Consider the following 13,265-nt stretch of genomic DNA (forward strand, 5'->3'; position numbering starts at 1 on the left):
CAGGCGGCGTAACGCTTCTGGCCTCCGTTCGCCGGACAACCGGCGGCCGTCGGCGTCCGAGTGGCGGTTCGGCGCGACGCCGCGTCCCCGGGACATTTGAGGGTCGGTCCCGAATCGCGAGACATGGACCTGCAACTGGACGGCAACGCGGCGCTCGTGACGGCGAGTTCGAGCGGACTCGGCCTCGCGAGCGCGAAGGCGCTGGCGCGCGAGGGAGCGAACGTGACCATCTGCGCTCGCGGCGAGGAGGCGCTCGCCGACGCCGAGACGGCGGTCGACGAGATGGGTGACGGCGACGTGCTGGCGATACCGGCTGACATCACGGACCCGGACGAGATAGAGGCGCTGGTCGACGAGACGGTCGAGACGTTCGGCGGCCTCGACCACCTCGTCACGTCCGCCGGCGGACCGCCGAGCGGCCGGTTCCTCGACACCACCGAACGCGAGTGGTACGAGGCCTTCGACCTGCTGGTGATGAGCGTCGTCTGGGCGACCGACCGGGCCCACCCGCACCTCGTCGAGAGCGACGCCGGCTCCGTCACGTGCATCACGTCGACGAGCGTCCGGGAGGCCATCGACGGCCTCGTCCTCTCGAACGCCGTCCGGCGGAGCGTCATCGGACTGGTGAAGACCCAGGCGCGCGAGTTCGCGCCGGACGTGCGCGTCAACGCCGTCCTCCCGGGCGCACACGAGACGCCGCGCATCCAGGAACTCGTGGAGGCCGCCCTCGACCGCGGCGAGTACGACTCCTACGAGGCCGGCCTCGACGACTGGGCCAGCGACATCCCGCTGGACCGCGTCGGCGACCCGATGGAACTCGGCGACGCCGTCTCCTTCCTCGCCAGCGACCGCGCGAGCTTCGTCAACGGCGCCGCCGTGCCCGTCGACGGCGGTCGCCTGCGCAGCTGACGGCGAACGGCGCTCGCCGACCGTTCCACGAGGGCGTCCGTGTCCGTACCCCAGGGCGCATCGCCGAGCGACGCCCGGGCGCGTCAGTCGTTTATCTTGTCGACTATCTCCTTCGCCTGGTCGCGGGCCTTGTCCTCGCCGACGCTCTTCTTTATCAGCACGCTCTGGACCTCCCACTCGTCGCTGTCCTCCTCCTGCCCGGTCCTGACCTCGGCCCCCTCCGAGACGTCCTGGGCCGGGTTCTTCGCCCAGTCCGGCGTCCGGATGGTGTCGAACTCGTCCGGGTCGCGGAACCGGACGTGGATGTACTCGTCTTCCGTCTCCACCGCTTCGACGTCTGGTACGTCTCCCATGTGAGGCCGTCCGCCGTTCATGGGAAGAAAGCTGACGGCCAGTGACGGTCAGAACCGGTCGTCCTCGCGGAGCCTCGCCACGACCTCGCGCACGCGCTGGGCCTCCTCCTTCGGCACGACGAGCACGCGGTCGTCGTACGCCGCAACGACGAGGTCGGAGACGCCGACGAGGCTGACGTGGTGGTCCCCCGCGACGACGTTCCCCTCGGCGTCGACCGTCAGCGCGTCGCCGAGGACGACGTTCTCTCCGTCCGAGTCGCGCACTCGCTCCAGCGCGTCCCAGGAGCCGAGGTCGTCCCACTCGAACCCCGCGGGCACCACGTACACGTCGTCGGCCCGCTCCAGCACCGCGTAGTCGACGCTCACCGGGTCGACCGCGGCGAACCCCGCGTCCGGCTCGCCGGCGTCCAGGCGCTCGACGAGCGGCGCGAGCGGCGAGTCGCGCGCCTCCCGGAGGAACGCGGACGGCGTCCACGCGAACAGCCCCGCGTTCCAGTAGCAGCCGCGCTCGACCAGCCGCTCGGCGGTCTCCGCGTCGGGTTTCTCCCTGAACCGCGCGACCTCGAAGTGGTCGCCGCGGTCGGCTCCCGGCTCGACGTACCCGTAACCGGTCGCCGGTCGGGTCGGTTCGACGCCGACCGTGACCAGCCCCGCCGTGTCGACGGCGACTTCGGCGGCGCGGCGAGCGGTCGGCGCGAACTCGCCCGCGACGTGGTGGTCGCTCGGCAGGCAGACGAGCGCGCAGTCGCCGACCTGCTCGCGAATCCGGTGGGCGGCGTAGACGAGCGCCGGCCCGGTGTCCTTCGGTTCGGGTTCGACCAGCACGCCGGCAGTCGGCGCGTGCTCGCGGACGCGGTCCTCGTGTTCCGGCGCGGTGCAGACGAACGTCTCGTCGGCGAACCCCGCCCTGGAGACGGTGTCGGCGAGGAGGGAGGCGTCGCCGTCGCCGAGCGGGAGGAACTGCTTCGGGCGGTCGCTCCGGCTGGCCGGGTAGAGCCGCGTCCCCGTGCCGCCGGCCATCACGAGCGCAACGAGCGGGCGGTCCATGGCCGGTCCGACGGCGCGAGTCCCCAAAACCGCCACGGGTCGTCTCCGCGGTGCCGTTCTTCAGCTTTAAAAGCGAGAACGCCCTAGGCCCGTCAATGAGCGAGTCTGGCGAATTCTGCCCGAACTGCGGGGACCCCATCGAGGTCGACCGTTCGACCCGGGCGTACCCCGGGGCCGCCACCCGGCGCGAGCGAAAGCTCTGTGACTCCTGTTACTTCGACCGCTTCGACCTGGTAGACGCCCCCGAGCGCATCGAGGTACGGGTCTGCGCGCAGTGTGGCGCGGTCCACCGCGGCAACCGCTGGGTGGACGTCGGCGCGCGCGACTACACCGACGTCGCCATCGAGGAGGTCAGCGACGCGCTCGGCGTCCACGTCGACGCCGACGACGTCTCCTGGCAGGTCGACCCCGAGCAGGTCGACCAGAACACCATCCGGATGCACTCGTACTTCTCCGGCGTCGTCCGGGGCACCGTCGTCGAGGAGGACGTCACCGTGCCGGTCAAGATATCCCGCCAGACCTGTACCCGCTGTGGTCGCATCGCCGGCGACTACTACGCCAGTACGGTCCAGGTCCGGGCGGTCGGGCGCACGCCGACCGCCGAGGAGACGGAGCGCGCTCGCGAGATAGCGACCGAGATAGTCGAGGAGATGGAGGCCACGGGTGACCGCGACGCCTTCGTCACCGACGTGAGCGAGACCGAGGACGGTCTCGACCTGAAGGTGTCGACGACGAACATCGGCAAGAAGATAGCGAGCAAGCTGATCGAGGAGTTCGGCGGTGACTTCTCCGATTCGGAAACCCTGGTGACCGAGGACGAGGACGGCAACGAGGTGTACCGGGTCACGTACGCCGTCCGGCTCCCCCCGTTCACGCCGGGCGACGTCATCGACCCCCGGGACGAGGGGGGTCCCGTCCTGGTCAGGAGCGTCCGGAGCAACCTCAAGGGCCGACGGCTCACGACGGGCGAACCGTTCGAACTGCGCTTCGACGACGACGACGCGCCCGAACCGCGGAAACTCGGCCGCGTCGAGGACGCCGAGGAGACGACGCTGGTCGCGACCGAGGACGAACACGCCGTCCAGGTGCTCGACCCCGAGACCTACCGGACGAAGACGGTCGCGCGCCCCGACTACCTCGACGTGGACGCCGACAGCGTCCCGGTGCTGAAGAGTCGCGCGGGACTGCACGTCCTCCCCGACGAGTCCAGGGAGAGCGGATGACCGACGGCGTCGACCGCGACGCCTCCGACCGGGACGGTGGCGACGCCGCCGAGGACGACCCGGCGCTCGCCGCCGTCGTCGAGAAGCCCCGCGCCGAGGACGCCATCGCCGCACTCGACGCGGAGGGCGTCTACGACGACTCGCGGAAGGTGCGCGAGCGCGACGCCGAGACGGTCGAACTTCCGGTCGTCGAGCGCCCGACGGAGACCGCGGTCCGCGACGTGGTCGAGCAGGTCGCTCCCGAACCTCGTCTGCCGGACCTCGAAGCGCGTCTCCGGGCGCGCGGCTGGTCCGAGGACGAGGTGGCGCGCGCGCCGGGGTCGTGGGCGGTCGTCGGCACCGTGATACTCGTGGAGTTCGGTGACTGCCAGCGCCGCGAGGCGGTCGGCGAGGCGCTGCTCGAACTCCACGGCGAGGCCGATACCGTCCTCGCGCGCGGCGGCATCTCCGGCGAACACCGCGAACCCGACGTGACCGTCGTCGCGGGCGAGGGCGACACCGAGACGGTCCACGTCGAACACGGCACGGAGTACGCCCTCGACTTCGCGGAGGTGATGTTCTCGCCCGGCAACAAGCGCGAACGCGCCCGGATGGGCGAGGTCGTCGCCGACGGCGAGCGCGTCCTCGACATGTTCGCCGGCATCGGCTACTTCACGCTCCCGATGGCCCGCGCCGGGGCCGAGGTGACGGCGGTCGAGCGCAACCCGGCGGCGTTCCGGTTCCTCGTCGAGAACGCCGTCCTGAACGGGGTCCAGGACCGCGTCGACGCCTACCGGGCGGACTGCCGGGACGTGGCGGCCAGCGCCGAGCGCGTCGTCATGGGCTACTACGGCGTCGCCGAACCGCGTTCGGAGGGACACGGGAGACGGTCCCGCGAGGCGCACGAGTACCTCGACGCCGCGCTCGCCGCGCTGGAGCCCGGGGGCGTCGTTCACTTCCACGCGGCGACGCCCGAGGACCGCCTCTGGGACCGTCCGGTCGGGCGACTCCGCGAGGCCGCGAGCGAGCGCGGGCGCGAAGTCGAGGTGCTCGACCGTCGGCGCGTCAAGAGCCACAGCGAGGGCGTCTGGCACGTCGTCGTCGACGCACGGGTCGCGTAGGCTCCGTCTCGCTTCCGGGAATCCGTCGCCGTCCGACGGCGGTCGCTGGGCGGCGCCTTCTTTTTCGTCCGGCGCGTAGCGGACTGTATGACGACCGACCCGTGCGACGGCTGTGGGACGGAGGTGTCCATCGCGGGAGGAATCGCCAATCTCTGGTCGTTCGGGGGACAGACGACCGACGGGATGACCCTGGAGTTCGAGGACGGCAGCGAGCATTTCCTCTGTTACGCCTGTATCGAGCGACTGCCGGACTATCCGACGAGCGAGGACGTGGCGGCCCTCCCGGAGCGGACGGAGTGAGGGGAGCGCTACTCCCGGGGAACGGGGGTCGCTCTCGACGGCGTCGGGGGACGGGGAGAACCATCGTCCTACGGGTCGCCGAGGGAAACCAGGACGGCGAGGGAGGGGTTCGAGGCAGGAGTCGTCCATGGCAGCGACCCTCGCCATCCGGACGTACCTTCGCCTTCGGCATATGCTTTCTGTCATGTCGGCGGTCGTGAACCCGGACCGGCAGGTTTTACGCCCCGGCTTTCGTCGGGTGAATCGTGAACCCCGAGCGGATTTTCGAGGAGTTTCCCGCGCCCTCCTACCGGGGCAACCAGCGCGACGCCCTCGCCGACGTGCGGGACGCGTTCGAGGCCGGCAACGACGTGGTGCTGGTGCGAGCGCCGACCGGGAGCGGCAAGTCGCTGCTCGCGCGGGCCATCGCGGGGTGCGCTCGCCGGCCGGACGACGCCGCGCCGAGCGACGCGACGGGAGCGTACTACACCACGCCGCAGGTCTCCCAGCTGGACGACGTGGCGGCCGACGCCCTGCTCGACGACCTGAAGATAATCCGGGGCAAGCGCAACTACTCCTGCATCCTGCCGGGCGAGAAAGACACCCCCGTGGACCGCGCACCCTGCGCCCGCGAGAAGGGGTACGACTGCTCGGTGAAGCATCGCTGCCCGTACTTCTCCGACCGCGCCATCGCCAGCAACCGCGAGATAGCGGCGATGACGCTGGCGTACTTCATGCGCACCGCGGGGTCGGAGGTGTTCCGCAAGCGCGACGTCGTCGTGGTCGACGAGGCGCACGGCCTCGCGGAGTGGGCGGAGATGTACGCCGCCATCGAACTGAACCCCCGAACCGTCCCCATCTGGGACGACGTCGACGTGCCCGCGGTCGAGAGCATCGACCGCGCGGTGCGGTACGCCGAGCGCCTCTCGAACGTCTGCGAGCGCGAGAAGGACGACCTGCTGGCGAAGCAGGAGCTCTCCCCCGCGGAGGCCGCCCGCCGGGACCGCCTGCAGGAACTCATCTCGGAACTCGACTGGTTCGTCTCCGACTACCGCGACCCCGACAGCGCGACCGAGTGGGTCGTCGACCAGTCCGACGGAACGGGCGGCCCGCTCACCATCAAGCCGATGAACCCCGAGCGCTACCTCGCCCACACCGTCTGGGACCGCGGGAACCGGTTCGCGCTCCTCTCGGCGACCATCCTGAACAAGGCGGCGTTCTGCCGGCAGGTCGGCCTCGACCCCGAGGACGTCGGGCTCGTCGACGTCGGCCACACGTTCCCCGTCGAGAACCGGCCGCTGTACGACGTGACCCAGGGGAAGATGACCTACGAGCACCGCGACGACACTCTGCCGGCCATCGCCCGGACGCTCGTCCGCATCATGCAGGCCCATCCGGACGAGAAGGGCATCGTCCACGCCCACTCCTACGCCATCCAGGAGCGACTCGCCGACAGCCTCGCCGAGTTCGGCGTCGGCGACCGGGTGCGCGCGCACGACCGGGAGAGCCGCGACGCCGACCTCGAAGCGTGGAAGGCGACCGACGACCCGGACGTGTTCCTCTCGGTGAAGATGGAGGAGGCGCTGGACCTGCACGGCGACCTCGCGCGCTGGCAGGTGCTCTGCAAAGCGCCGTTCGCCAACACCGGCGACTCGCGGGTCGCCCATCGCCTCGAACAGGGCCAGTGGGCGTGGTACTACCGCTCCGCGCTCCGGACCGTCATCCAGGCCTGCGGTCGCGTCGTGCGCTCGCCCGACGACTTCGGCGCGACCTACCTCGCCGACTCCAGCCTGCTCCAGTTGTTCGACCGGGCGCGCTCGGACATGCCCGACTGGTTCGCCGACCAGGTCGACTGCATGGAGCGCCCGGGCCTGCCCGCGTTCGACCCCGCCGACGCCGGCGACGGAGCGAGCGGGCACGCGGGACGGTCGCGGCGAGGTCGGTCCCGCGGCGGGTCGGCGGGGACGGACGACTCCGGCGGCTCACGGGACCGCGAGAACAGCCCGATGGCGGACGTGTGGGACGTCGAGTAGTCAGAACAGGGTCACGGCGTACGCGAGCCCCGACCCGACCATCAGCAGGACGAAGAACAGCGAGATCAGTTTCTGTCGAACGTTCTCCATGTCCGCCCTCGGACGGCGACCGGCATAACTGTTCGGGTCGAGAGAGGGCCGGCGTCACAGCGTCGCGGCCAGTTCGCGCAGTCGGTCGCTGCCGTCGCGGACGAACGGGACGCCGTGGCCCATCGCGGCGACCGCGAACGACGGGGCGCGCTCCGCGAGCGACCGGACGCTGTCTCGCACCGCGGCGGTGTCGTAGCTCATCAGCCACGGCGAGGCCGCGAGTTCCCCGCCGTCCTCCCGGACGAGGTCGCCGAGCAACGCCGCGTCGAGGGCCTCGCTGACGTAGACGACGTGACCCGGCGAGTGCCCCGGGGTGTGGTAGGCGGTGAAGCTCCCGACTGCGTCGCCGTCCTCGACCGTTCGCACGGGGAGGTCGGGCGCGGACAGCAGCGGTCGGGTGACTCGCTGGAGCGCGCCCTTGTGGTTGTGCCAGTCCGGGCGTCGGTCGCCCGACAGCAGCGGCGCGTCCGCCGCGCCGACGTACACCGGCGCGTCGAGGTCGACGAGGCGGGCGAGCGCGCCGACGTGGTCGAAATCGTAGTGGGTGACCAGCACGCGGTCGACGTCGGCGACGTCGTAGCCCGCGTCGCGGACGCCGGTCGCGATTCTCCCGTAGTCGAACGGCGTGCCGGCGTCGACGAGCGTCAGCGACCCGTCGTCGTCCGCGAGATAGCAGTTCACGTTCCCGAGGTCGAGCCACCAGCAACCGTCCGCGAGTTCCGTGGCCATACCCGTCTCGTGGACGGCCAGTCACTTCAGCGTGAGCGGGCGCGGCGGGTCGCCGTCGGCCCAGGGCGCGTCTGACGTCCGTCAGCCGTGCCCGGAACGAACAAGTTCCCCGGCGCGAAAAGGTGGGGACATGAACGCGACGCGCGCCGGCCTCTGGCTGGTGGTGGTCGGCCTGTTGCTGTTCGTCGGCGCGGCGGCGACGGTCCCGTCGGGTGGCTGTGCGACCGTCGAGTCGGCGAGCGACGTGGCGACCTGCGCGACGGAACCCGGATACGGGCTGGTGTACGGCGGCCTCGGGGTCGCCATCGTCGGGGTGGTCGTCTGGGCCGCCGGGACGACGCTGACGCTCGTGCGGAGCATCACGACGTAGCTCTCCGCTCTCGGCGCGTTCCCGGTCAGGTGCTCGAACTGCCGCGGTCGTACTGGCGGTCGGCGCGGTGCTCGCTGATGAGGCGGTCGAGCTGTTCGGACTTCTGCTCTATCCGGCGCTGTTCGGCGCGGTCGTGCCAGTCGTCGACGACCGCTTCCACCTCGCTCTCGCGGGCGACGGCGAGTTCGTCGACCTCCTGCATCGTCACGTCGTCGGCCGGCCCGACCGGAATCCCGTGGTCGAAGAGGACGTCGTCGGCCACGTCGGAGATGCCGCCCTCCTTCAGCACGACGCGGGGGTTCACCTCCGCGAGTCGTTCGGCGGTCGAGCGCCCCGCGCCGCTGGCGTCCCGCAGGTAGACCACGTCGTCCTCCGCCAGCCCGTAGTTCTCGTGGGCCTCCCGGATGGCGTCCTTCGTGAACTTCCGGACCGGCTTGACGGGAACGAGGTCCTTCTTCTCGGCGGCGACGTCGCTGAAGTTCGAGTGGTCGAGCTTCCAGAGCTGTTTGAGCCGGGCGAACTTGTCCTCCAGTTCCTCGATGCGCTCGTCGCGCTCGTCGAGTTCGCGCTCCAGGCGGTCGGTCTCGCGTTCGAGTCGCGACACCTGACGGCGTTCGCGGGCGTCCCGGCGTTCTTCGCGGCGCGCCTCCGTGAGTTCGTCCTCCAGTTCGGCGATGCGGTCGTCCTTCTCGGAGACCGTCGCCTCGAGGTCCGAGACGTGCGACTTGAGTCGTTCGACCTGCGACTCCAGTTGCTTGATGCGTTTCTCCTCCTCGGAGAGTTCGCGGACCGTGTGCTCGGTCGTCTCCTCCTCCTCGTCGCCGTCGTCCTCGGTCAGGTCGGTCAGGACCGTCTCGACGCTCTCCTCGCCGGCGACCACGCGCGCGATGACCTCGCCGCGGGAGACGCCCGCGGGCACCTTCTCGGTGATGCGGTCGAACTGGTCCTCGCGGTCGTCGAAGGCGAACAGCGCGGCCGCCATCGCGTCGCGCTCGTGGTCGTTGTCGTAGCTCTGCTCGCGCGTCCGGTGCTGCTTCTCGTCGACCGGGAGGTCCTTCCCGGGCGTCCATCCGGCGGCGTCGAAGCTCCGCCGTATCTTCTCGACCGTCTCCGGCATCGGCGTCACGTCCGCCGCGACGACGACGGGTCGCCCCCGCTCGATTATCCACTCGATGACCTCGGCGGTGTCGGCCGTCCGCGTGCTCAACACGTCGAGCAGCGCACCGTCGAGGTCCGCGAGCGCCACCGCCGTCGTCGTCCCGGGGTCGATGCCGACGACGACGTGGTCGCGGCGCTTGACGAGCGGTTCGAACTCGATGCCGTCGCGTCGCAGGCGCTCTATCTCGACCCGGACGTCGCCGTTACGCCGGGCGGAGACGGGGATGTCCTCCGGGCGCGCCTCGACTTCGAACACCGCGTTGGCGAAGCCGCCGTACTTCTCGGTCACGTCGCGCTCGTAGTCGAGGCCGGCGCCGTCGAGTTCGGACTCGACGTCCCGCGTCGTCTCCTTGACGGAGCCGTGTATGCGGCGCGTGTAGCGGTCCTCGCTCCAGCCGCCCTTGCCAGTCGAGCGTCCGCGGGCGACCTTCACCTCGGTCGTGTCGGTGAACGCCGACACCTCCTGGCCGACGTTCATCGCGGCCAGCCGCGCCGCCGCCTCGGCCTCCTCCATCGGGTCCTTGCCGTAGGGGACGCCGTGCCGCGAGGCGACCCGCGAGAGCGGTTCCGGACGCTCGTCGCCGGTCACCTGCACGAGCCGCGTGCCGTCCGGTAGCTCGCGGAGGAAGTGGACGAGGGCGTCCTTGTCCGACGCCAGCTCGTACATGTTGTCCGTGGCCACGAGCGCCGGCTGCTCGTCCCCGATGAGCCGCCGGAGCTTCCGGTAGGAGACCACGTCGCGGTCGAGTCGTTCCCCGTCGTAGACGACGAGCGCGTAGGAAGGAGCGTCACCCCGCACGTCCCCGCTCTGTACGTCGACGCCGAACACCAGCGCGTCCAGCGCACTCGTTCGCTCGCTCACGTATCGGAGTACGGTCCTCCGAAATATAAATCCGGCGCGGGGGTCGGGTCGCCGGAGTCGACCGCTGCTAGTCGTCCTGGCTCACCAGTTCGAACCGCCTGACCTTCCCGCTCGTCGTCCGGGGGAGCCGCCGAACGAACTCGACTTCGCGGGGGTGCTTGTAGGGGGCCGCGTTCTCCAGACAGTGGTCCCGTATCTCGGCCGCGTCGGGGTCCGCGCCGTCGGCCGTGACGACGAACGCTTTCACCGTCTCGCCCCGTCGCTCGTCCGGGACGCCGACGACGCTGGCGTCCTCGACGGCCGGATGGTCGTGCAGCACCTCCTCGACCTCCCGCGGATAGACGTTGTACCCGGCGGTGAGGATGACGTCGGACTTGCGGCCGAGCACCTCGTAGTAGTTGTCCTCGTCCCGGCGGACCACGTCGCCGGTCCGGAAGTAGCCGTCGTCGGTGAACGCGGCCGCGGTCTCCTCGGGGCGCTCGTGGTAGCCCGCCATGACGTGCGGACCGCGGACGAGCAGTTCGCCGGACTCGCCCGGCGGCACCTCCTCGCCGTCCTCGTCGACGACCTTGCAATCGGTCGCCCGGAACGGCTGGCCGATGGTCCCCGGGCGCGGGCCGAACGTCGCGTTGATGCCGGCGTGGGTGCCGCCGCCGGTCTCGGTGAGGCCGTACGCCTCGAACAGGTCGACCCCGGCCTCCGCCTCGAAGCGCTCCTGGACCGCGCCCGGCATGTCCGTACCGCCCTCCATCACCTCCTGCAGGCTCGACAGGTCGTACTCGCCGAACTCGTCGTGGTTGATGATGTCGACGTACATCGCGGCGACGGCGCCGAACTTCGTGACGGACTCGGACTCGATGGTCGCCATGGCGGCTCCGGGGTCCCACTCCTCCGGGTCCTGGAGGTACACCGAGGCCCCGCGGACCAGCGGCTGCCACGTCCGGTTGACGAAGCCCGCGATGTGCGACAGCGGGAGCACGGAGAGGAACCGCTCCTCCTCGGCGTCGAGCGCCGTGCGCTCGAACCCGACGAACGACTGCGCTCGCAGGTTCCGGTGGGTGAGCAGGACGCCCTTCGGTTCGCCGGTCGTGCCGCTGGTGTACGGCTGCATGGCGACGTCGTCGTCTGTCCGGTCGACGACCGTGGGGTCGCCGTCCACGTCCGCGAAGCGCACCGCGTCGTCGAACGGCGTCGCCCCGTCGGCGCTCCCGCGGACGACGACCGCGGGGTCGGTCTCGACGGCGTCGATGGCGGTCTCGGCCGTCCCGAGCAGCGACTCGTGGACGACCAGCGCGGCGGCGTCGGCGTCCCCGACGCGGTAGGCGACCTCCCGCGGACTGAACTGCGGGTTCAGCGGCGTGAACGGCGTCCCGGCCTTGACCGCGCCGAGCGCGGCGACGACGAACTCCGGACTGTTCGGCAGCAGTATCCCGACGCGGTCGCCCGGTCGCAGGCCGAGGTCGCGAAGCCCGCCGGCGAACCCCGCCGAGCGGTCGCGCAGTTCCGCGTGCGAGTACGCGACGCCGTCCATCTCCAGCGCGAGCCGCCCGGGATGGGTTCCGGCCGTCTCGTCGTACAACCGCCCGACGTTGCCCGACCGGGCCCTCGCCGAGAACGCGGTGGATTCCATACCCGCCACGCCGACGTGCGCGCGAAAAAAGCGCGGTAACAGTTCACGGTCGTAGAACGCCCGTAACGGGGGCTCCCGGTCGGCAGTCGACCGCTATCGCCCGACTCGAAGGGTCAGGACCGCCCTTCGAAGCGTAACGTGGACCTGAGCGCTCGCCGTCGCGGGTCCACGGCGAGCGTATCGCGTCGCAGGAGGACCCCAACGCCGGGGTTGGCGGTCGTTGACCGACGTTAACCGGGTTGCGCCGTCCGTGACTCACCGAACGGTCGCGCCGCTTTAATCGGTGCGTCGGCGAACTCGCGACGATGGCTGACCGAACGACCCGGGAGCGCTCCCGGACGGCGGACGACGCGTACACGATTCGCCAGTACGACCCCGACGACCGCGAGGGCGTGCTCTCGCTGTACGAGACGGTGTTCGGAGACGCCCGGGGCGGGGAGGCGTGGTTCGACTGGAAGTTCGCCGACAACCCCTACCTCCCGTCGGTCCCGATCTGGGTCGCCGAACGCGAGGGACGTATCGTCGGCGCGCGACCGAGCCTGCCGGTCCCGCTCTCGGTCGCCGGCCAGCGGGAACTGGCGCTCGTGCAGGTCGACCCGATGGTCCACCCCGACCACCGCCGGCAGGGGCTGTTCACCCGGCTGGCGGCCGACGTCTACGACCACTACCGCTCCCGGGACCCCTCGGTCGTCGTCGGGTTCCCGAACGAGGCGGTGAAACGCGGGCTGGAGAAGCTCGCCGACGAACTCTCGCTCGACGAGGGCGTCGTCGCACCGTTCACCGAGTACTACCGGATCCAGGACCCGACCGCGCTGGTCGACGCAGACGGGTCGACACCGCTGGGACGCGTCGCGGGGCGGGCCGCCGGCGCGCTCCGGCCGGGCGTCCGGCGCTACCTCGCGGCCCGCGACCACTTCGCCGGCGCGACGACCGAGGGTCGCGTGGAGCGCCACTCCGGCGCGCCGCCGGCGCTGCTCGCGTCGGTCGCGTCGCGTCGGACGGCTCCCGACGTGACCGCCGTCCGGGACGAACCGTTCTTCAGCTGGCGGTTCCGGAATCCGCGGTACGACTACTCGACGTACGTCCTGCGGCGAAACGGCGCGCCCGTCGCCGCCCTCGTCGTCGGCGAACAGCGCGACGTCCCGGCCGACGTCGTCCACGTCTCCGACGCGCTACCGCCGGTCGGCGACGACCGCCGGGACGAGCGCCTGTCGGCCCTGCTCGGGCGCGTCCTCGCGGACCGCGCGGACGTGGACCTCGTCGCCGCCGCCGGCACGACGCTCCCGCGGTCCGTGCTCGCCTCGCACGGCTTCGTCGCGACCGACCGGTTCCCGCTCTCGCGGCTCGCCGCGACCTACTGGTTCAGCGCGCGTCCGCTGACCGACCGCGACGTCGACGACTGGGTCGTGAACGGCCACCGGCTCTCGGACCCCGACGGCTGGAACCTCTCCTTCTGCGAACTCGAAGTCGGGTAGCGAGCGG

General features: G+C 71.1%; 12 protein-coding genes. 7 read left to right on the forward strand and 5 right to left on the reverse strand.

Annotated features, from left to right (window positions below; translation table 11 throughout):
* Positions 1 to 123: 123 nt before the first annotated feature.
* A complete protein-coding gene (locus ACTF4R_RS07350) occupies positions 124 to 909 on the forward strand; it encodes an SDR family oxidoreductase (protein WP_440007217.1) in 786 nt (261 codons plus the stop codon).
* Positions 910 to 992: 83 nt separating this feature from the next.
* Here the strand turns inward: ACTF4R_RS07350 and ACTF4R_RS07355 are convergent, their stop codons facing one another.
* Together ACTF4R_RS07355 and ACTF4R_RS07360 are read right to left on the reverse strand one after the other, a co-directional pair.
* Positions 993 to 1,262, reverse strand: a complete 270-nt coding sequence (locus tag ACTF4R_RS07355) for a hypothetical protein (protein ID WP_113274882.1) — start codon at positions 1,260 to 1,262, stop codon at positions 993 to 995.
* Positions 1,263 to 1,310: 48 nt separating this feature from the next.
* Positions 1,311 to 2,309, reverse strand: coding sequence for a mannose-1-phosphate guanylyltransferase (locus ACTF4R_RS07360; RefSeq protein WP_440007218.1), 999 nt, complete (start codon positions 2,307 to 2,309; stop codon positions 1,311 to 1,313).
* Positions 2,310 to 2,404: 95 nt separating this feature from the next.
* Here ACTF4R_RS07360 and ACTF4R_RS07365 point away from each other — a divergent pair, with 95 nt between their 5' ends.
* The 4 genes from ACTF4R_RS07365 (at position 2,405) to ACTF4R_RS07380 (ending at position 6,944) form a co-directional block, all read left to right on the forward strand.
* Entirely contained in the window at positions 2,405 to 3,532 is a 1,128-nt protein-coding gene (locus ACTF4R_RS07365; protein WP_440007219.1) for a 60S ribosomal export protein NMD3, read from the forward strand.
* Entirely contained in the window at positions 3,529 to 4,632 is a 1,104-nt protein-coding gene (locus ACTF4R_RS07370) for a class I SAM-dependent methyltransferase (protein WP_440007220.1), read from the forward strand. Before ACTF4R_RS07365 ends, ACTF4R_RS07370 begins: the two co-directional genes overlap by 4 nt.
* An 87-nt stretch (positions 4,633 to 4,719) precedes the next feature.
* Positions 4,720 to 4,932 carry a DUF7561 family protein gene (locus ACTF4R_RS07375; protein WP_440007221.1) on the forward strand — a complete coding sequence of 71 codons (213 nt, stop codon included), beginning with the start codon at positions 4,720 to 4,722 and terminating at the stop codon, positions 4,930 to 4,932.
* 245 nt (positions 4,933 to 5,177) lie between these two features.
* Complete coding sequence (locus ACTF4R_RS07380; protein ID WP_440007222.1) at positions 5,178 to 6,944, forward strand: helicase C-terminal domain-containing protein; 1,767 nt, start codon at positions 5,178 to 5,180, stop codon at positions 6,942 to 6,944.
* Positions 6,945 to 7,088: 144 nt separating this feature from the next.
* Here the strand turns inward: ACTF4R_RS07380 and ACTF4R_RS07385 are convergent, their stop codons facing one another.
* Positions 7,089 to 7,763, reverse strand: coding sequence for an MBL fold metallo-hydrolase (locus tag ACTF4R_RS07385; protein WP_440007223.1), 675 nt, complete (start codon positions 7,761 to 7,763; stop codon positions 7,089 to 7,091).
* 130 nt (positions 7,764 to 7,893) lie between these two features.
* Between ACTF4R_RS07385 and ACTF4R_RS07390 the strand changes: the two genes are divergently transcribed.
* Positions 7,894 to 8,133 (forward strand): hypothetical protein, encoded by a 240-nt coding sequence (locus ACTF4R_RS07390; protein WP_440007224.1) that lies wholly within the window; start codon positions 7,894 to 7,896, stop codon positions 8,131 to 8,133.
* A 25-nt stretch (positions 8,134 to 8,158) separates the two neighbouring features.
* Here the strand turns inward: ACTF4R_RS07390 and ACTF4R_RS07395 are convergent, their stop codons facing one another.
* Both ACTF4R_RS07395 and ACTF4R_RS07400 read right to left on the reverse strand, forming a co-directional pair.
* A complete protein-coding gene (locus tag ACTF4R_RS07395; RefSeq protein ID WP_440007225.1) occupies positions 8,159 to 10,153 on the reverse strand; it encodes a DUF460 domain-containing protein in 1,995 nt (664 codons plus the stop codon).
* A 67-nt stretch (positions 10,154 to 10,220) separates the two neighbouring features.
* Positions 10,221 to 11,783: a class I adenylate-forming enzyme family protein gene (locus ACTF4R_RS07400; protein ID WP_440007226.1), complete on the reverse strand. Its 1,563-nt coding sequence runs from the start codon at positions 11,781 to 11,783 to the stop codon at positions 10,221 to 10,223.
* A gap of 305 nt (positions 11,784 to 12,088) precedes the next feature.
* On the opposite strand from ACTF4R_RS07400, the gene ACTF4R_RS07405 reads away from it, so the two are divergent.
* On the forward strand, positions 12,089 to 13,258 hold the full coding sequence (locus ACTF4R_RS07405; RefSeq protein ID WP_440007227.1) for a GNAT family N-acetyltransferase: 1,170 nt from the start codon (positions 12,089 to 12,091) through the stop codon (positions 13,256 to 13,258).
* Positions 13,259 to 13,265 lie beyond the last annotated feature (7 nt).

This window comes from Halomicrococcus pelagicus, assembly GCF_051917725.1.
GTDB lineage: Archaea > Halobacteriota > Halobacteria > Halobacteriales > Haladaptataceae > Halomicrococcus.